This is a genomic window from Saccharothrix isguenensis (assembly GCF_052936305.1).
Genome location: NZ_CP193626.1, coordinates 2,135,796 through 2,154,369, shown reverse-complemented (window position 1 = coordinate 2,154,369; position 18,574 = coordinate 2,135,796). Strand labels below are relative to the sequence as shown.

General features: G+C 72.6%; 22 protein-coding genes. 8 read left to right on the top strand and 14 right to left on the bottom strand.

Translation table 11 applies throughout. The annotated features are described in order from the left end of the window. Positions 1-17: 17 nt before the first annotated feature. From ACRAKI_RS10400 to ACRAKI_RS10380, 5 genes are all read right to left on the bottom strand, one after another. Complete coding sequence (locus ACRAKI_RS10400) at positions 18-1,031, bottom strand: efflux RND transporter periplasmic adaptor subunit (RefSeq protein WP_447006843.1); 1,014 nt, start codon at positions 1,029-1,031, stop codon at positions 18-20. A 115-nt stretch (positions 1,032-1,146) separates the two neighbouring features. Beyond that, positions 1,147-2,178, bottom strand: coding sequence for a GDSL-type esterase/lipase family protein (locus ACRAKI_RS10395; RefSeq protein WP_447006842.1), 1,032 nt, complete (start codon positions 2,176-2,178; stop codon positions 1,147-1,149). A gap of 436 nt (positions 2,179-2,614) precedes the next feature. Next, complete coding sequence (locus ACRAKI_RS10390) at positions 2,615-4,039, bottom strand: WGR domain-containing protein (RefSeq protein WP_447006841.1); 1,425 nt, start codon at positions 4,037-4,039, stop codon at positions 2,615-2,617. Positions 4,040-4,132: 93 nt separating this feature from the next. Further along, a complete protein-coding gene (locus ACRAKI_RS10385) occupies positions 4,133-4,357 on the bottom strand; it encodes an ATP-binding cassette domain-containing protein (protein WP_447006840.1) in 225 nt (74 codons plus the stop codon). A gap of 52 nt (positions 4,358-4,409) precedes the next feature. Beyond that, positions 4,410-5,384, bottom strand: a complete 975-nt coding sequence (locus ACRAKI_RS10380; RefSeq protein ID WP_447006839.1) for an alpha/beta hydrolase — start codon at positions 5,382-5,384, stop codon at positions 4,410-4,412. Between the two features lie 79 nt (positions 5,385-5,463). Between ACRAKI_RS10380 and ACRAKI_RS10375 the strand changes: the two genes are divergently transcribed. Then, a complete protein-coding gene (locus ACRAKI_RS10375; protein ID WP_447006838.1) occupies positions 5,464-6,042 on the top strand; it encodes a TetR/AcrR family transcriptional regulator in 579 nt (192 codons plus the stop codon). A gap of 12 nt (positions 6,043-6,054) precedes the next feature. On the opposite strand, the gene ACRAKI_RS10370 is transcribed toward ACRAKI_RS10375, so the two are convergent. Then, a complete protein-coding gene (locus tag ACRAKI_RS10370) occupies positions 6,055-6,699 on the bottom strand; it encodes a DNA alkylation repair protein (protein WP_447008380.1) in 645 nt (214 codons plus the stop codon). 66 nt (positions 6,700-6,765) lie between these two features. Here ACRAKI_RS10370 and ACRAKI_RS10365 point away from each other — a divergent pair, with 66 nt between their 5' ends. Together ACRAKI_RS10365 and ACRAKI_RS10360 are read left to right on the top strand one after the other, a co-directional pair. Next, positions 6,766-7,395 (top strand): DUF6896 domain-containing protein, encoded by a 630-nt coding sequence (locus tag ACRAKI_RS10365; protein ID WP_447006837.1) that lies wholly within the window; start codon positions 6,766-6,768, stop codon positions 7,393-7,395. Positions 7,396-7,588: 193 nt separating this feature from the next. After that, entirely contained in the window at positions 7,589-9,187 is a 1,599-nt protein-coding gene (locus tag ACRAKI_RS10360) for an ABC-F family ATP-binding cassette domain-containing protein (RefSeq protein ID WP_447006836.1), read from the top strand. Positions 9,188-9,288: 101 nt separating this feature from the next. Here the strand turns inward: ACRAKI_RS10360 and ACRAKI_RS10355 are convergent, their stop codons facing one another. Together ACRAKI_RS10355 and ACRAKI_RS10350 are read right to left on the bottom strand one after the other, a co-directional pair. After that, a complete protein-coding gene (locus ACRAKI_RS10355; RefSeq protein WP_447006835.1) occupies positions 9,289-9,648 on the bottom strand; it encodes a hypothetical protein in 360 nt (119 codons plus the stop codon). Positions 9,649-9,775: 127 nt separating this feature from the next. After that, positions 9,776-10,726 (bottom strand): cation diffusion facilitator family transporter, encoded by a 951-nt coding sequence (locus ACRAKI_RS10350; protein WP_447006834.1) that lies wholly within the window; start codon positions 10,724-10,726, stop codon positions 9,776-9,778. 54 nt (positions 10,727-10,780) lie between these two features. On the opposite strand from ACRAKI_RS10350, the gene ACRAKI_RS10345 reads away from it, so the two are divergent. Together ACRAKI_RS10345 and ACRAKI_RS10340 are read left to right on the top strand one after the other, a co-directional pair. Next, a complete protein-coding gene (locus ACRAKI_RS10345) occupies positions 10,781-11,152 on the top strand; it encodes an ArsR/SmtB family transcription factor (protein ID WP_184914975.1) in 372 nt (123 codons plus the stop codon). A gap of 57 nt (positions 11,153-11,209) precedes the next feature. Continuing rightward, positions 11,210-12,235, top strand: a complete 1,026-nt coding sequence (locus ACRAKI_RS10340) for a GNAT family N-acetyltransferase (RefSeq protein ID WP_447006833.1) — start codon at positions 11,210-11,212, stop codon at positions 12,233-12,235. 18 nt (positions 12,236-12,253) lie between these two features. On the opposite strand, the gene ACRAKI_RS10335 is transcribed toward ACRAKI_RS10340, so the two are convergent. From ACRAKI_RS10335 to ACRAKI_RS10320, 4 genes are all read right to left on the bottom strand, one after another. Continuing rightward, positions 12,254-12,598: a DUF6292 family protein gene (locus tag ACRAKI_RS10335; protein ID WP_447006832.1), complete on the bottom strand. Its 345-nt coding sequence runs from the start codon at positions 12,596-12,598 to the stop codon at positions 12,254-12,256. A gap of 120 nt (positions 12,599-12,718) precedes the next feature. Next, complete coding sequence (locus ACRAKI_RS10330) at positions 12,719-13,240, bottom strand: hypothetical protein (protein ID WP_447006831.1); 522 nt, start codon at positions 13,238-13,240, stop codon at positions 12,719-12,721. An 84-nt stretch (positions 13,241-13,324) separates the two neighbouring features. Next, entirely contained in the window at positions 13,325-14,179 is an 855-nt protein-coding gene (locus ACRAKI_RS10325) for an NAD(P)-dependent oxidoreductase (RefSeq protein ID WP_447006830.1), read from the bottom strand. 45 nt (positions 14,180-14,224) lie between these two features. Continuing rightward, positions 14,225-14,374, bottom strand: a complete 150-nt coding sequence (locus tag ACRAKI_RS10320) for a hypothetical protein (protein ID WP_447006829.1) — start codon at positions 14,372-14,374, stop codon at positions 14,225-14,227. Positions 14,375-14,391: 17 nt separating this feature from the next. Here ACRAKI_RS10320 and ACRAKI_RS10315 point away from each other — a divergent pair, with 17 nt between their 5' ends. Together ACRAKI_RS10315 and ACRAKI_RS10310 are read left to right on the top strand one after the other, a co-directional pair. Beyond that, positions 14,392-15,024: a hypothetical protein gene (locus ACRAKI_RS10315; protein WP_447006828.1), complete on the top strand. Its 633-nt coding sequence runs from the start codon at positions 14,392-14,394 to the stop codon at positions 15,022-15,024. Between the two features lie 54 nt (positions 15,025-15,078). Further along, entirely contained in the window at positions 15,079-16,011 is a 933-nt protein-coding gene (locus ACRAKI_RS10310; protein ID WP_447006827.1) for a hypothetical protein, read from the top strand. Here the strand turns inward: ACRAKI_RS10310 and ACRAKI_RS10305 are convergent. Continuing rightward, positions 16,004-16,855 carry an ABC transporter permease gene (locus ACRAKI_RS10305; protein ID WP_447006826.1) on the bottom strand — a complete coding sequence of 284 codons (852 nt, stop codon included), beginning with the start codon at positions 16,853-16,855 and terminating at the stop codon, positions 16,004-16,006. The genes ACRAKI_RS10310 and ACRAKI_RS10305 overlap by 8 nt on opposite strands. Then, complete coding sequence (locus ACRAKI_RS10300) at positions 16,852-17,736, bottom strand: ABC transporter ATP-binding protein (RefSeq protein WP_447006825.1); 885 nt, start codon at positions 17,734-17,736, stop codon at positions 16,852-16,854. The genes ACRAKI_RS10305 and ACRAKI_RS10300 overlap by 4 nt, the downstream gene beginning before the upstream one ends. Positions 17,737-17,878: 142 nt before the next feature. Between ACRAKI_RS10300 and ACRAKI_RS10295 the strand changes: the two genes are divergently transcribed. Continuing rightward, on the top strand, positions 17,879-18,553 hold the full coding sequence (locus tag ACRAKI_RS10295) for a MerR family transcriptional regulator (protein ID WP_447006824.1): 675 nt from the start codon (positions 17,879-17,881) through the stop codon (positions 18,551-18,553). Positions 18,554-18,574 lie beyond the last annotated feature (21 nt).

Here is an 18,574-nt window from a genome sequence, read left to right as displayed (position 1 = left end):
GAAGAACGGTGACGTGGTCACTTCGACCCCGTCTCGGGGCCACCCTGGCCGTTCGGCGCGGGCGGCAGGTTCGGACCGGGCACGGCCAGCGTCTCGTCGCCGGTCAGGCCCGTCTTGATCTCCACCACCTTGCCGTCGGTCAGGCCCAGCTCGACGTCCTTGGTTCGCTTGGCGCCGTCCGGCCCGACCACGTCGACCTTGCCCTTGCCCTGGCCGCCCGCGACGGCCTCGACCGGCACGACCAGCGCGTTCTTCGCGCTCGCCGTGACGAGCTCCAGGGTGGCGGCGGCGCCGTTGATCAGCTTCACGTCGGCGGGCGCGGTGCACACCAGGCGCAGGCCGGTCGGCTCGGACGAGGTCCGCGGCTCCCGCGGCGGCTGGGGCATGGGCGGCGCGGGCTTCCTGGTGCCGCTGGACCCCGTTCCCTGCTCCGACTCCGGCTCCACGGGCACCGGCGCGGGGACGGTGCCCGCCGGCAGCGCCGCGATCGTGCCGAGCAGGGTGCACGGGAACGGACCTGGCCCGTTCTTGATCTGCGCCTGCACGGTGCCGGTCGCGGCGTCGGAGATCTGGTACGCCTGCTCGCCGCCGATCTCCGCGACGATGCCGTAGCCCGCGTACTTCGCGGACGCGATCGGCATGCCGGCCGTCACCGTCGAGCGGTCGTCCACCAGGCGCCCGCCGAACGTCGATCCGGCGGGCACGTCCACGTTGGTGGGCTTGCCGTCCACCCAGATCGAGGCGATCCGGGTCGGGTTGGACGGCGTGCCGGTCGGCTCCGCCACCACCCAGTAGCGCACCTCGCCCGCGAGCGGCGACACGATCCCGAACGTCGGGTTCATGGTCACCTTGCCGGTCAGGCTGACCTTGTTGGACAGGTCCTGCCTGGTCGGCGTCGCCGTGGTCTGCACGGTGCCGCGTGGCGCCAGCCCGGGGTCGAGCGGCTCCTCTTCTCCGGTCGACGTGCACGCGGTCGCGGTGAGCACCACCGCGACCAGTCCGCACACGCGGACGAAGGCCTTTTCGGACACCGGTCCCCCCAAAAGCGATTCCCCTAGCGGTCTCGCCAACCTACCGATAAGACGCCAGGGGTGCGACGAGGGTTGCTCGCAGATCGGAAACCGGTGTTCAGGGCCTCGGCCGGGGTCAGGGGATGGCGTGCAGGTGACCGTCGGCACCGGCCAGGCAGCGGGCCGAACCGGCGCCGGAGTTGACGAACTCGGTGACGCACCGGCCCAGCTCGTCGTGCCCGGCGGCGTTCGGGTGGAACGACTGCTGGGCCATGTGGATGCCGATGGCGTCCAGGCCGCCGGACACCAGCGCGTACGGGTCGACGGTCAGCCGCCGCTGCCACTCGCCCGCCGAGCTGTCGCCCTTGCTGCACGCCTCGCGGTTCTCCGTGGCGCGGGAGAAGTCGAGGAACTTGGCGCCGCTCCGGGTCGCCACGCCGCGCAGCGCCTCGGAGAGCTGCGGCACCGCGACCGTGCGCCCGTAGCCGGCGTCGGCCAGGCGCAGCGGGCAGCCCTGCGGGCCGTGCCGGAAGCGGTCCATCTTCTCGGTGACCGGCGAGGCGTAGGAGGTCAGGATCAGCTGGTAGGACGAGGTGGTGTAACCCGCCTGGGTCATCGCGGAACGGACGTCGCGGACCGCGCTCTCCACCTTCGGCGCCATCGCGGTGAGGCGGCCGGGCCACTCGCGTTCCAGCTTGGAGCGGCAGCTCGACCCGAACGGGTTCACCCATGCGGCCACGCAGTCGACCATGGTGTCGGCGAAGCGCACGTCGTCGTTCGCGCCGACCTGCACGACGACCGCCGTGACCCGGTACTGGCGGGCGACGTCGATCAGCCTCCGGGCCTGGGAACCCTCGGTGTAGTGGACGGTGTCGGCCAGCGACACGTTCGCCGAGTCCGCGCCCGAGCAGGCCAGGTTGATCGTGCGCTGGGCGAGCTGGGTGCGGTGGATCAGGGCGCGGGTGGAGCGGTGGCACCAGTTGCCGTTCTCGCCCTCGGTGCCGGGCTCGTAGTACCCGGCGCCTTCACCGGAGATCGCGCTGTCGCCGAGCGACACCACCGCGGTCGGCCTGTCGTCCACCGCGGACGCCGTGATCGGGACGGTGAGCAGGGACGTGCCGGCGAGCAGGAGGGCGCCCACCGCGGCGCCAAGCGTTTTCCGTGACACCGCGGAACCTCCAAGGGTGAACCCGGTCGAGCGAACGTCATCCGACCGTAGGGCGCGCGCAACACCGCGGACAACGTCCGATCGGCTGCTTCCCCCACACCTTCGGGTGTCCGCAGCTGAGGGCCCGTCCACAAAGGAGTGTGCTACCGAGTGCCCGTCACCCGCGGGCGGCGAGCTGCTCGGCCCACGCCCGCGCCACCTGATCCCCACCGGTTCCGCCGGGCTGACCCGCCACATGGCCGAGCGGCAGCCCGTCCACCTCACGCCGTAGTCGGCGACCACCTCCGCCACCCACCCTGCACGTCGCGCACCTCACCGGCTCCTCGTCCTGGCGGGGGGCGTCGGACGTGCGGGCCGTTCTGCGGTGCAAGGGCGTTTGAGCCGAACGCGCGAGGCGGTGCCGGCGACGCCCCCTGGTCGCCGCCGGCACCCGTGCTCACCGCAGGCGCTTGATCTCACCGCGGGTGCGGTAGAACGAGCCGCCGGCCGACGTGACCACCTCGCTGACCAGGTACCGGGCTCCGGGCACGCGGATGTTCTTGGGGAACTGCACGCCCCACGAGCGGTCGTAGCCGTCCGAGACGACGTGCACCCTGATCCGCCCGCCCTCCTGCACGCACTCCACGACGACGCCGTCGTCCGAGGTGACGTGCGTGACGACCTCCACCTCGGCGGTCGCCTCGACGCGGTCGATGGCGCCGGCCTTGATGTCCTGGCGCGGTGGCAGCTGCCCCTGCTCGGCCGCGTGCACGGCGGCCGGACTGGCGTCGAGGCACGCCAGCGAGCCGCCCGTCGTCACCAGGTACAGCCGCTCGTCCCGGTACTGCATGGAGAACGCGGAGCCGCACCCGGTGGCGAGCTTCCACAACCGCGTCCCGTCGGCGGCGAAGCAGTACACCGAGGACTCGTTGTCGCCCGCGAAGACGAACTCGCCGTCGGGCGAGGTCGCGCAGGAGAACACGGCCGCGTCGCAGCGGTAGTCGCCCACCTTGCGCCCGTCCGACTTGGCGAACCGGTGCACCCACCCCCGGCTGGTGCCGGCGAAGACCTCGGTGCGCTCCTGCCACCCGAACAGCACCTGCCCCACCGTGTCCGCGTGCCACGCCTCGTGGCCCCGGCCGGTGTAGTGGGTGATGCCCCGGGAATGGCCGTGGAAGACGCCTTCCGGCGAGCAGCGGACCATCCAGCCGTTGTCGCCGGTGGACGGGCACGACCACTGGAACTCGTCCTCGTGGTCCACCACCGTCACCCGGCCCTGCCGGTCGGACACGCCGAGCACGCCGTCGTGGATGTCGAGCCAGTAGATGTCCACGTCGTCGGCGATCTCGTAGGCCACCCGGGGCACCTTGGCGCCGAGGTCGTACACCCGGCCGTCATCGCACCCCGCGTAGATCCAGAAGTCGTCGGCCACGATGCACTTGACCGCGTCGGGCAGGCCGAACCGCCCGGTGACCCGGCCGTCGTGGGTGAGCGTGTAGACGTCACCGTTCTCGTTGCCGACCCACGCCTGCTCCTCGCCGACGAAGATCCCGAACGCCGGGGCGCCGGAGGCGAACCGCCACAGCACCGGCGCCTGGCGGGCGGTCGACCGGGTGCTGACGATCTGCCGCCTGCTCACCGCACGGCGCTGGCGCATCCCCTTCACGGCGGGTGCGTAACCCCGGCGCACCTTCTCCCCGACCTTCTTCTCGGCCGCCTTGAGGGCCTTGGCGTGGTCGGCGAAGCTCGCGCTCCTGACCTGCCCCTGTTCGCCGATGCGCCCGTAGGTGATGGTCACCTCGGTGCCGTCGACCCGCACCTCGTAGAACTTGTGCGCGCCACCGCCCGCTTCGGACAGCTCCAGGTACGTCGTGGCAGACATGCGTTCGCTTCCCCCTCCAAGTGATCTGCGCGCACCGTATCGAGCCCCACCGACAATTCGGGTGTCTCGCCCGATCACCAGCGGTTCCGTGCGTCAGCCGGGGGTCGCGGGCGCCACCGAGAGGCGCCAGAAGTCGGCGTAGCGGCCACCGCGGCGCTCGACACCCTCGTGGACGGCCGCCTCGTTCACCGGGTCGAGCGCGGCGGTCACCGCGTCCAGCAGCACGATCGGCGCGTCCTTCAGCAGCGCCCGTGCGGTCGAGACGCGCTGGCGTTCACCTCCGGACAGCAGCGCACCGCCCTCGCCGACGTTCGCCACCCACCCGCCGGCAACCGCTCGATCACGTCGTCCAGCCGCGCGGCGCTCGTGGTCATTGCTCCCCCGCGTTCGTCAGCTTCGCGGCGAGGTGGTCGCGGAGGAACCCGGCGACCTCCGTCCGCGCGGCTCCGGCCTGCGGCACCGCGCCCGGCATGCTGAGGAACGCGTGCGGCGCTCCGGGGTGTTCGGTGAGCCGCGCGGGCGTTCCGGCTTCGAGCAACCGCTCGGCGTAGCGGCGGCCGTGGTCGGCCAGCGTGTCGAGGGTCGGCACGACGACGAGTGCCGGCGCCAGTCCGTTCAGGTCGGCGTGCAGCGGTGACAGCGCGCGGGCGTCCGCGCCCGGCGGAACGGCCAACCGTTGCAGCAGCCGCATCTGCGCCGCGGTCGGGCTCAGTTCCCGCCGGGTCATCGAGGGGAAGTGGAACCCGGCCTCGGTCAGGTCGACCACGGGGTTGACCAACACCTGCGCCCGCAGGGGCAGGCCGGATTCCCTGGCCCGGATCGCGGCGAGGGCGGTGATCATCGCACCGGTGCTCTCACCGAAGACGGCGGTCTTCGCCGGGTCGACTCCCCATTCGGCGGCGTGCCGCACCACGTGCCGCAGCACGTCCCAGGCGTCGTCGACGGCTGCCGCCAGCGGAGTGCCCGGGTCGAGGAGCCGGTGCTCGACCGACACGACGACCGCCGGCAGCCGTGCGGCGAGGTGGCCGGTCACCCAATCGCACTGCGCCGCCGTGCCGACGAACCCGCCGCCGTGCACGTGGAGCACGAGCGGCAGGTTGCTCCGCCTCGACGACGGCCGGCACACCCGAACCGGGACCACCCGATCGGGCAACGCCACCTCCTGCCACCGGATCGCGGCGGCGCGGTCCGGGAACCCGGTGACCAGCCGGATCAGCCGGGACGACCGCTTGCGGTTCTCCGCTTCGCGGAAGGTCACCAGTTCCTCGGCCGTCATCGCCGACCAGTCCGGCTCTTCCTGCAGGGCTTGCAGCAGCCGGATCCTCCACGGCAGCCGTTCACTCATGTCACCCACGTCCCCCCTCGACAGTTCCGCTACCAATGGTATCGATACCGATCGTAGCGCAACTGGCTATCGTGGAGCCATGACCCGAAGGCCCGGCCCGGCGAGACCACCCGGCCGTCCGCGCGCCGGCATCGACGCCGCGGTCTTCGCCGCGGCGCTGGAAACGGTGCGCGAACTGGGGTACACGGGCGCGACGATGGACCGCATCGCGGCGGCGGCGGGGGTCGCGAAGACGACGCTCTACCGGCGGTGGCCGTCGAAGGGGGCGCTGATCGCGGACTGCCTCGTCGACGCGTTGGGCCCGGTGCCGTTGCGGGGCGGCAGTCCGCGGGAGGACATCTCGTCGGGCATCCGCTGGATCGCGGCGAAGATCGGCGAACCCGGTGTGGGCGCGGCGTTCGCCGGCCTGTTCGTCGACGGTGTCAGCGATCCCGCTCTGCGCGAGATCCTGTCGACCCGCGTGCAGGACCCGTACCGGGTCGCGCTCCAGGAGGCGCTCGGCGAGCCGGAGCACCGGGTCCTGCTCCTCATCGACACCGTCGTCGGCACCCTGCTGCACCGGATGGGCATGACCGGTGAGCCGATGGCCGACGCCGACGTCGCCGCGCTGACCGAGATGGTCCTGCACCACTTCACCGGTCCCACCGGCCGGGCCTAGCGTCGCTCGTCGCTAGTCGCCCTGCTGCCGGCGCACCATCTCGGTGATCCAGACGGGTGCGAACGGGGACGTGCAGTTCGGCGGCGTCGGGTAGTCCTTGAGCACTTCCAGGCGCTTCCCGATGGCGATCGCCCTGGCGCGGTGCTCGGCGTGCTCGATCCCGATCTGGGCCAGGCAGTGGTTCATCGCCCACTGGAGGCGGTCCGGGGCGTCGCGCATCTCCGCCTCGATGACGTCGAGCAGCCCTGTGAGGTCCAGGCCCTCCGGCTTCTTGGCCACGCGTTCGGTGGTCAGCGCCCAGCCCGCGCTCGCGACCACCGGGTCCGGATCAGCGGTCCACGCCACGCGCAGCTCTTCGGCGTGCGGCCCCTTCTTCACCACGTAGTTCACGAGCCAGTCGTGCACCTTGGGCCTTCGTGCCTCGCGCAGCATGGCGTCCAACTCGTCGCGCTCGAACGCCTTCGGCCGGCAGACCAGGATCGCCAGCAGCCGCGCCGCGGTGTCGCCCGTCCCCCACAGGCCGCGCGCCAGGTCGTGCTGCGTCTTCAGCCGCTTGGCGACCGCGCGCAGCTTGCCGAGGTTCACCCCGTGATCGTCACCGTGCTTCTCGTTGACCTCACGCGCCCTCGGGTCTTCGAGCGCGGCCAACTCGGCCATCACCTCGGCCACCGTCACCTCGGCCACCCCCGACTCCCGACCTCCGCCGTCGGGAATACTGCCGGCATGCCGCTTCCCAGCACCGAACCGGCCGACGGCCCGCCGGCGGCAGACGCGGTCCGGCGGCTGGTGGCACGCGGCCGGCCCGCGACGTTCCCCCTGTCGTCGGAGGCGACGTGGCCACAGGTGCTCGCCGCGGTGGGCGGGCTGCGCGGCGTGTTGGCGCCGGAGGGCCTGCTCGTCCTCCCCTCGCCCGGCGCCGGCCCGGCGCGGCCACCGTCGCTCAAGGTCCTGCGGCTGATCGACGAGGCCGAGGTCCGCCGGCTCGAAGGCCGGTTGGAGGCACTGGTCGCCGAGTTCCGCTCACTCGCCCACCGGCTCGCCGACCAGTTCCGCGTGCACGTCGAGCCGGCCTGCGAACGAGGTGCCTGGTACCCGGACGAGCTGGAGGTCGACGGGGAGACGTGGGCGCTGCACGTCCACGGCGAGCACTGCCTGTTCACCAGCCTGGGGAGTGGAACCGAGATCGACGTGCTGACCGACCTCCCCGACGCGATCGACCCGTGGTTCCTGCTCCGGTACGCCGAATCCACCGGCCGCTACCCGGACATCGGCGCTGCCTGCACCGAGGGTTTCCACGACATGTGCCGGATGCTGGACCTCACCGGCATCCCCTTGGCCCCCACCACCCCGTGAGACCGCCTCGCCCGTCGTTCCGATGAGGTCGGTGAAATCCGGGTGCGACACGTCGGGTGGGCGTTCTAAGCTGGCGAACGTGATGCAGCACCTGTTCTTCCTCTGAGGGACGACGCCTCCACCGGTACCGCGACTCCGCGCTACCGGACTTCGTCCTCTCCGCTCATCACCTCTCGTCGGAGGCACCTCCCTCATGTCCCACCTCTCGCCTGCCCTTGTGCGCGCGGCGCACGTCCGGATGTCCGGCGTCCACCTCTCCTTCGGCGGACGGCCCGTGCTCGCCGGCGTCGACCTCGTCGCCGCCGCCGGGGACCGGGTCGCGGTCGTCGGGGAGAACGGTCGCGGCAAGACCAGCCTGCTCCGGGTGCTCGCCGGCGACCTGCCCGTCGACCGCGGCGAAGTGCGCCGCGCGGGCTCGGTCGGTGTCGCCGACCAGCAGATACCGCTCGGCCCGACCGACACCGCGGGCGACCTGGTCGACCTCGAACTGGCGGCCGTGCGCAGCGCGCTGACGCGCTTGGACACCGCCACCGACGCGCTCACCGAGGGCCGCCCTGGGGCGGACGACACCTACGCCGACGCGCTCGCGGAGGCCGAAGCGCTCGACGCGTGGGACGCCGACCGGCGGGTCGACGTCTCGCTGGCCGCGCTGAACGCCGTCACCGACCGGACCCGCCCGCTCGGCACGCTCTCCGTCGGGCAACGCCACCGCGTGCGGCTGGCGTGCCTGCTCGGCGCCGGCCACCCCGTGCTGCTGCTGGACGAGCCGACCAACCACCTCGACTCGGACGGGCTCGACCACCTCACCGAACGCCTGCGCGCCCACCCCGGCGTGGTCGTGCTGGTCAGCCACGACCGGGCGCTGCTCGCCGACGTGGCCACCACGGTGGTCGACCTCGACCCGTCCAGCGACGGCCGGCCACGGGTGTACGGCGGCGGCTACGAGGCGTACGTCGACGCCCGCCGAGCCGAACGTGCCCGGTGGGAGGCGCTGCACGCGGAGCAGGTCGCCGAGCGGCAGCGCCTGGCCGACGACCTGTCGACGGCGCAGAACCGGCTGCGCGACAACTGGCGGCCCGCCAAAGGACACGGCAAGCACACTCGCGCCACCCGTGCGCCCGGCCTGGTCCGGGCCGTGCACCGGCGGCAGGAGGAACTGACCGCGCACGTGGTGACGGTCCCGCCACCGCCGACCCGGTTCGCCATGCCCGAGCTGCCCGCGCACGACGGAGCGACCCTGCTGCGAGCCACCGCCGTGACGGTGGCCTCGCGGCTCACGCGCCCGGTCACCCTCGCGCTGGAGTCCGGGGACCGGCTGGTGGTCACCGGACCCAACGGCGCCGGCAAGTCCACGCTGCTGGCCGTGCTGGCCGGCGACCTGGAGCCCGCCACGGGCGGAGTCACCCGCGCGCGGTCGGTGCGGGTCGGGCGGTTGGGTCAGGAGTCCGACCCGCCGGGCGACCGCACGGCGCTCGACCTCTACGACGAGCAGTCGGCCCGGTCGGGCGTGCCCGGTCCGGACCTGGCCGAGCTGGGTCTGCTCGACGCGTACGACAGGCACCGTCCGGTGGCGGAACTGTCGGTCGGCGCCCGGAGGCGGCTGGACCTGGCACTGGTGCTGGTCCGGCGACCCCACGTGCTGCTGCTGGACGAGCCGACCAACCACCTGTCGGCCGCGCTCGTCGACGAGCTGACCGCCGCGCTCACGTCCACCCCGGCCGCGGTGGTGATCGCCACGCACGACCGGCAACTGTTGCGGGACACGCGATCCTGGCCACGCCTAGCGGTCTGACACGCGCACTCACGCGCGGGCGTAGTACGAGTTCACCGCCGGCCGGCCGGTGCAGTCCGGTCCAGCTTGGTCGCCGGCGGCGAGGTGCCGGAACGGAAGGCTCACCTGCCGGTGGCCCGTGCGCGTGATGCGGCGGCGGCGCGCGTCGTAGTCGACCCGGTCGACCGCAGCGGCCCGGTCAGGCGTCGGCGCAGCGGGCTGCCCTGCTCGGACCCGACGGCGGCGAGGTCCAGGTTCGCCACCAGGAGGCCGTCAGGGCGAGCCACGACGCCGCGCGGGTGAGGACGTCCAACCCTGTCGCCGATGTAGTGCAGGCCGTGGACGAAGGTGGCCAGGTCGTAGGAGCGTCGGGGGACGAAGGAACCCACCGGTGCCGTCACGGACTCCACGCCGCGGTGCGGCGGTTCCGCGAAGAAGTCCACGAGGTCGACACCGGTGATCGGCAACCTCGGGTCGTCCACCACTCGGGCGCACTCCAGCAGGGCCGTGCCGGTGCCGCGAATCTCCCGCCGTAACGACCCTCGGACACCCCGAAGTGGACGATGACGCGCCCCCACCCACTGGTTCGGCACGCCTGGGGCACCTGGCTCAGGCGGGGACGGCGGGTTCGGTGTGGACGGTCACGGCGGTGAGGCGCGGGATGGTGTCCTTGAGGTGGCGTTCGACTTCGTGTGCGATGCGGTGGGCTTGGTCGACGCTGAGGCCGGCGTCCACCGCGATCGCCAGTTCCGCCCGCAGCACGTGACCGGTCCACCGCATGCGCACCCTTTCGGCTCGCACCACGCCCTCGACCCGGGCGGCGGCTTGTTCGGCCAGGTCCACGGACGCCGGGTCCACCGCGTCGAGCAGGCGGCCGAAGACTTCGGCGGCGGCGTCGCGGAGGACGAACAGGATGGCGACGGTCATGCCCAGGCCGACGACGGGGTCGGCGGCGGGGAAGCCGAGCGCCACGCCCATCCCGCCCAGCACCACCGCCAGTGACGTGAAGCCGTCGGTGCGGGCGTGGAGGCCGTCGGCGACCAGAGCGGCCGAGCCGATCTCGCGGCCGATGCGCATCCGGTAGCGGGCCACCAGTTCGTTGCCCGCGAACCCGACCACGCCGGCGGCCACCACGACCCAGATGTGCCGCACCGGCTGGGGGTCGACCAGTCCGCGCACCGACTCGTACCCGGCGTACACGGCCGACGCGGCGATCACCAGCACGACCGCGACACCGGCCAGGTCCTCCGCCCGACCCAGGCCGTAGGTGAAGCGGCGTGATGCGGCACGGCGGCCCAGGACGAACGCGATCGCCAACGGCACCGAGGTCAGGGCGTCGGCGAAGTTGTGCACGGTGTCGCCCAGCAGGGCCACCGAACCGGTGATCAGCACCAGCACCGCCTGGGCGGTCGCGGTGACGAACAGGGCGACGAACGAGACCACCAGCGCCCGCATCCCGCGCTTGCTGCTCTCCAACGCGCTGTCGACGCGGTCGGCCGAACGATGGCCGTGCCCATGACCGTGTCCGTGCCCATGAGGGTGGCGCGCCTTGTTCGTCACGGTGTGAGCGTACCTGCGCAGGCATGCAGATACGCAAGTAAGTAGGCTCGCACCATGCACACCGCGCTGTCGGAGTTCGACATGCCCAACGACGAGCAGGTCCACCTGGCCGCCGAGTCGTTCCGCCTGCTGGCCGACCCGACCCGCATCAAGGTCCTCTGGGCGCTGCTCCAGGGCGAGTCGTCGGTGGCCTGCCTCGCCGAACTGGCCGGCGCCGCGCCGACCGCGGTCAGCCAGCACCTGGCGAAGCTGCGCCTGGCGGGCCTGGTGAAGGGCCGGCGGGAGGGGACGTTCGTCTACTACTCCGCCGCCAACGACCACGTGAAGTCCCTGCTTGCGCAGGCGCTCTTCCACGCCGACCACGTCGACCGCGACATCCCGCCCGCCGACAACGCCGAGCAGGAGGTAGCGCACCACAAACGCTGACGTCCCCCGCGCTGGAAGCCGATACGGTGATCGCTCGCCGAAGAACCGGGGGGCTGCGTGACAGTGGAGTTGTTCGACCCGCACCAGGCAGGCGCGGACGAACTCGCCGGGTACTACCGGGTGGTGCGGGCGAGTCACCTCGCGGACGAACGGGACGAGCGGGACGAGCCCGGCGAGCCGGTGCCGACCTACGAGGACGTGGTGGAGCGGTTGCGCAACCCGTTCCCCGGCGTCGGACCGGCCGGGCACTGGGTGGTGCGGAACGCGACCGGGATCGTGGCCTTCGGGTACGCCCGGTTCCCCGAGGCGGAGAACAGCCACATCGCGATCGCCACGGTGGTCGTCCACCCGGAAGCCCGCCGGCGGGGCATCGGCACGCGCCTGCTGAGCGCGATGCTCCCGCACTTCCGCGAACGCGGGCGCACGGTGATCGAGGACTGGCGACTCCTGGCCGGCGGCACGCCCGCGGACTGGGCGCACGGGCTCGGGTTCAAGACCGTCCGGACGCTGGCCGTGCAGACGTTGACGGTCGCCGAGGCCGATCGGACGCGCTGGCCGGTCGCGCTGCCCGACGGCTACCGGGCCGAGCGGTGGATCGGCTCCGCACCCGACGGGATCGTCGAGTCCTACGCCGCCGCGCGGAGCGCGATCCACGACGCCCCTACCGGAACGACCGAGTTCCAGCACCCGGAGTGGACGGTCGGCCAAGTCCGCGAGACCGAAGCGGGCCTGCGCGAGGACGACGTCGAACAGCGCGTGGTGGTCGCTGTGCACGAGGCCACGGGCGAGGTCGCCGGGCTGACCGAGGTGGTCCTGCTGCCCCACGGCCCGCGCACGTCCTACCAGGGCGACACGGTTGTGCTGACCGAGCACCGCGGCCACGGCCTGGGCCTCGCCCTCAAGGGCGTGATGGCGCACTGGCTGGTGTCCGACCACCCCGACCTGGAGCGCGTGGAGACCGTCACCAACGCCGACAACGAGCACATGATCCGGGTCAACCACCGGCTCGGCCTCGCCACCGTGCGCACCGAACTCGTCGTCGCGCACGACATCGAGACCCTCATCGCCCGCCTGACCACCTGACCGGCTCGGCTGACGGACTCAGCGCGCGGTCAGGAGTTCGTCGTCGGACACGAGGTCCAGTCCCGCCACCCACTGCGCCACGACGGCCGGCTCCGGCCACACCGGGCCGCGCAGCCTGGCCAGCACGAACGGCGGTTCGGCGCTGTCGCTCTCCACCGCGACCGACCAGCCGCGCTCCTCGTCCCACAGCAGCGCCACGTCCCGGTCGGCGAACCCGGGCAGGTGACCGTCCAACGCGAGGTAGGCACTCAGGCAGGAGCCGTCAGCCTGGACGCAGGAGCACTCGCCGCTGAACCCGAGCGCCCTGGTCACCTCCGAGACGTACGCGAGCAGTCCGCGCACGGCGTCGTCATCGAAATCCAAGTCCACTGCGCACCACCGTCCCCACCCCCGTAGACACCGGAGAAGCGCCGACTTGCCGGCGCGGTCCGGGGTAGCCCGATCGGGCAGGTTTGAAACACAGGAGGCGGGACTTCCCGTGGGTCAGGGGCGGGGCGTCAGCACGGCGACGCGGGCGACGTCGTCCAGGTACCCGGCGGTGAACCCGCCGCTCACGCCCTCCGTCTCGGCGATCACCACGGTCACGTCCTCCAGCACGTCCGACTCGTAGTTCAGCGCGCTGAACGGCACGTCCTCCATCTGGAGCAGCGATCCCGACAGCGGGGTGATGTCACCGGTGCCGTGGATGTCCTCCACCCGCTTGAACTCGCGCGCCTCGTTAGCGTCGGCGAACTCGACCCAGGCGACGAACACGGCGATCGTGCCACCCTCGTCATCACTGAGCGTGAACAACATCCGGTCGAGTGCAACACAGGGCGTAGCCGCCAACAGCTCCCGCACCTGTCCGAACGAATGCGGGGCGCACTCGCCGTCCGAACGGGTCGCCCGGTCCACCACGCGCAGGCCCGTGTCGCTCCAGATGTCGTCCGGGTCGGGCACGCCCATCCCCCCGGCGACGACCGCACCGGTCAACGCCGCAGCCGCGATCAGCCCGCCGCTACCCACGAGCCGCCTCCTCCACCGCCGACCGGCACCCACCCCACTGGTACCCGGTTCGACGGTAGTTCCACCCGTCCGCGGCCGACAGGCCTAGAACGCGCGGATCACCGCCGCCATGTCCTCGACGCCCTCGCCCGCGCCCCGCTCGGCGGCGGTCAGGTACAGGGAGTGGAGCACGCGCATGAGCCGGTCGTCCGCGCCGACCACGTCCAACGCCGCCACGATCAGCTCGCTGTCCTTGACCGCGCCGTCGACGCCGAACGCGGGCGAGAAGTCGCTGTCGATCATCGCCCGTCCCTTCACCTGCGCATACGTGCTGTCGACCGCCCCGCCGGCAATGGCTTCCAGGAACGCGTCCGGCTCCAGGCCGAGGCCTCGGGCCAACGCCACGGCCTGCGCGGTGGCGGCGGTGATCGACAGCACCCACGAGTTCGCGGCCAGCTTGAGCCGCTGCCCGTCACCCGGGCGCTCGCCCGCCCACACCGTGCGGATGCCGATGGCGTCGAACACCGGCGCGACGGACGCGCGCAGCCCCTGGTGCCCCGCCGCGAGGACCGTCAGCTTGCCCGCCTCCGCCGGCGCGCGGCTGCCGAGAACAGGCGCGTCCACGTACGGCACGCGGTGCCGGGCGGCGAGTTCCGCGAGCCGTTGACCGCCTTCGACCCCGACCGTGCCGCACTGCGCCCACACCGACTCCTCGCGCACCGCCGGCAACGCCTCGGTCATCACCGCGCAGGTCGCGCCCGCGTCGAACAGCATGGTGATCACGACGTCCGCCTCGGCTACCGCGGTCTTCGGGTCGTCCGCGACCACGGCCCCGTCCTCGGCCAGCGCGCGCGCCTTGGCCACGCTGCGGTTCCACACCACCACGTCGAACCCGGCCCGCAGCAGGCTCCGCGCCATCCCTGCGCCCATCAACCCCGTGCCCAACACCACGACGACCATGGGCAACAAGATCCCATCGCCGCGAGGAGGCCGCAGCGCGAAGTGTCAAGGGGTCCGGGCGACCCGGGCGTGCAGCCGTTCGCGGATCTCCTCCGGCGTGTACGCCCGGCGTTTCCGCTCCGCGCGCGCGATCACCACCCCGGTCGCCGCCACACCCGCGACACCGGCCAGGCCGAGCAGCTTCCACCAGCGCATCTGCCTAGGCTACCGGGATGGCGGGAACGAAGATCGGTCTGGACGAGGCGGTCGAACTCACCCGAACAGGCGACGTGTGGCTGTTCCGCGGCAGCTCGGTGGCCGACCGAGCGATCCGGGTGACGACGAACAGCCCGGTCAACCACGTGGGCATGACGGTGGCGGTGGAGGACCTGCCGCCGCTGATGTGGCACGCCGAGATGGGCCGCACGCTGCCGGACGTGTGGACCGGCACCCACCACCGCGGGGTGCAGCTGCACGACCTGCGCGACGCGGTGCTGGTGTGGGCGCGGAAGTACGGCCAGCGGGCGTGGCTGCGCCAGCTCGACCGGCCGACGACCCGCGAGGAGGACGACGCGGTGCTGAAGACGGTGGCGGTGCTCAACGGCACCCCGTTCCCGTCCACGGCGCGGCTCGCGACGAGGTGGCTGCGAGGTCGGTTGCCGAACCTGCGCAAGGCGTCCGAGGCGACGCTGGAGACCGCGTACTGCGCCGAGGTCGTGGCCGTGACGTACGAGGCGATGGGTCTGCTGCCCGCCGGGCGCCGGGCCAACTGGTACGACCCGGGCCGGTTCTGGAGCGGTGACGAGCTGGACCTGTCGGGCGGGGCGCGGCTGGGCGAGGAGATCGCGGTGGAGATCCCGGGCTGAAGCGCTTTCCGCGAAAACGGGCGTGAGGACCGCTTCGCGACCTAACATCCGTTCGTGATCAGACGTGCGAGCGTGGCGTTGGCGGCGGTCCTGCTGGCCGGGTGCGCCGCCGAGGCCGACGTGACGCAGCCCCCGCCGGCGACCGGACTGCTCGGCGCGCTCGCGGGCGTGCGGGCCACCGACGAGTCGACCGTGCTGGTCGAGTACGGCGACGTGGCGGCCGTCCGGGCACTGGTGGAGCGGGACGCCGCGCGTTTCCGCACGTTGCAGGGCTACGGGTATTCCGACCTGGCCGGACGCAGCCGGGTGCTGCCCGACCTGGTCGGCTTCGACCCGACCCGGGCCAACACCGCGCTGAGGGTCGGGCAGTCGCCGAAGTGGGCCGCCGTGCTGCGGATGGACGTCGACGTGGCGGCGGTGGACGCCAAGATCGCCGCGCTGGGCGGCGAACGTGCCGGGTCGGGAACCTGGACCACCGCCAGGGACGGCGAGATCGACAGGGACGGCGCGTTGGCGAAGGCCGGCATCGTGACCGGGTTCCAGCACGTCCGGGCGGAGGCCGGGGCGGTGGCCCACGCCCCCACCGGCGCGGCGCTGAAGTGGGTCACCGAGCCCGCGGGCGACCGGTCGCTGGCCGCCGACCCGATGATCGGCGAGCTGGCCCGGTGCCTCGGTGACGTGTCGGCCGCGATGATCAGCAAGCCGACGAGCGGGCTGCCGGTGGCGGCGGGCGTGCGCACGACCCCGGCGGGCGAGGCCACCGAGGTCGTGTGCGTGCCGGACGAGAACCCCAACGCCGTCAAGGACGTGGTGCGGACCAACCTGGACACCGGCGCCTGGTCGACGGTCGTGCCCGACGCGACGGTCGAGCAGCCCGCCGATCAGCCCGGCGTGGTGCGGGTGCTCGCGCCGACCGCGCCGGACACCGGGGCCGGTCGGGTGCTGGTGGCGTTGCAGCGCGGCGACCTGGCGGAGCTGTTCAGCTGAACCGCTGCGCCACCTGCTCGCGCCGGGCCGCGACCGAGGAACCCGATTCGCGCCGGGCCATGCGGCGCAGCACGGTCGGCGCCAGCACCAGACCGACCACGGCCCACGCGCCGAGCACCGCCACGGTTTCCAGGTGCCGCCAGCTGCCGCCGATCTCGGCCGCGGCCAGGGCGTCCGGCAGCAGGGCGGACCGGAGGCCGAGCCCCATCCAGTACATCGGGAACGCCTGACCGACCGCCTGCAACCACCCCGGCAGCGCGGTGATCGGGTAGAACACGCCGGAGACCGCCACCAGGCCCATGATCAGCAGGGTGACGAGACCCAGGCTCTGGGCGCTGCCGAACACCGCGCCCAGGACCGCGCCGATCGGCAGGGTGGCGACCAGCCCGAGCAGCAGCACCCAGGTCAACGTCACCCACGTCGACGCCCGGCCCGGTTCCAGACCGTCGAACACCACCATCGCCGGCGCCAGCATCAGCGCCAGGGTCGCGACCGTCAGCGCCGCCTTGCCCAGCACCTTGCCGATCAGGTACGCGAGCATCCCGTTCGGCGTCGCCTTCGCGCGCAGCAACGTGCCGTCCTCGCGGTCCATGGTCAGCGCCACCGCCAACCCCATCAGGCCGGTGAACAAGGCGTTCATCGCGAGGATGCCGGGCACCGCCTGCGCGCCCAGCGGGAAGTCCACGCCGGGCAGCGGTCCGTCGCCGAACGCGTACACCACGATCAGCGCGACCACCGGCAGCCACAGCCAGCTGATCAGCTCGCCCACGTTCGTCATGGTCTGCCCGAACTCGATCCGGCCCCGCCGGACGCCGGCGCGCACGGCCACCACACGGGGGTTCACGCGGTCACCTCCTCGGACTCGCGGACCAGCGCGAGGTAGACGTCCTCCAGGTCGGCGCGGCGCACCTCCAGGTCTTCGACGGCCTCGCCGTGCTCGGCGAACAGCTCCCGCACGTACCCGGTGGAATCCGCCACGGACAGCGCGTGCTCCTCGCCCTCCAGGCGGTACCGCACCTCGGCCTCGCCCGCGATCCGGGCGGCCAGCTCCGCCGTCGTGCCGTCGGCCACCACCCGGCCGGCCACCAGGATCACGATGCGGTCGGCCAGCTTCTCCGCCTCGGTCAGGTCGTGCGTGGTGAGCAGGATCGTGGTGCCGGACAGCCGGCGCACCAGCTCGTGGAACTCGCGCCTGGCCTCGGGGTCGAAGCCGACCGTCGGCTCGTCCAGGAACAGCAGGTCCGGTCGTCCGACCAGGCCGACCGCGACGTCCAGCCGGCGCCGTTGGCCGCCGGACAGGGTGCCGACCCTCTTGTGGGCGTGGTCGGTGAGGCCGACGACGTCGACCAGCTCGTCGACGTCGAACACCTGCTCCCGGTAGGGCTCGTAGAACATCCCCAGGTAGGCCAGCAGCTCGCGCACCCGCCACCGGCTGTGGTCGCGCCACGACTGCAGCACCACGCCCAGCCGCGCGCGCCACGCCTCGTCGCCGTCGTCGGGGTCGACGCCGAGCACCCGCACGTCGCCGGCCGACCGCTTGCGGAAGCCCTCCAGGATCTCGATGGTCGTCGTCTTGCCCGCGCCGTTGGGGCCGAGCAGCGCGACCACCTCGCCCTGCCCGACGGTCAGGTCGACGCCCTTCAGCACGTCCGTGGGGCCGTACCTCATGCGCAGGCCGCGCGTGTCCACAACCGACGGTTTCCGCTGGTTGTCGTTGGTTTGCATGGCTTCAACCGTATCGTTGAAGTGGGTGGTTGAGACTTTCGCGAGGTGCCGTTCCGCCGACCTCGGGGTGTGTGCGCGTAACCTTTAAATCGCCGTTGAACCCGATCGGTTGGAGTCGACCTCCGTGCGGACGCTTCGCCCCGTGGACCTCGCCCGCGCGGCCGGCATCTCGGCCCAGCAGGTGCGCAACTACCTGGACGCCGGGATCCTGCCGCCGGCCGAACGGTCCCAGGCCGGTTACCGGAGGTTCGACGAACGGCACCGGGACGCGTTGCTGACGTACCGGGTGCTGGGGCGGGGTTACGGGTGGGACGCGGCCAGGGCCATCATGCGCGCGGCGCACGACGGCTCGCCGGCGCTGGCGCTGGAGCAGGTGGACGCCGTGCACGCGGTCGCGCACGAGCAGCGGCAGGCGTTGCGGGCGACGGCGGAGGCGTTGACGGCGGTGGCCGGGCTCCCGCCGGACAGCGTGCCGCGGACCGGTCTGCGGGTGGGTGAGCTGGCGGCACGGCTGGGTGTCCGCCCGTCGGCGCTGCGGGTGTGGGAGGCGGCCGGCCTGCTGGCGCCGAAGCGGGACACCGACCGGTACCGCCGCTACGGCCCGACCGACGTCCGGGACGCGCGCCTGGTGGCCACGCTGCGGCAGAGCCGCTACCCGCTGCCCGCGATCAAGCCGATCATGGACCAGTTCCGCAGCTCGGGCGGCACGGAGGCGTTGCGGACCGCGATCACCGCCCGGGAAGCCGACCTGACCCGCCGCGCCGTGGCGATGCTCGACGCCGCCGGCGCGCTCCACCGGTACCTGGGCAGCGTGTGATCAAGGCGGTACGGTGGAAGC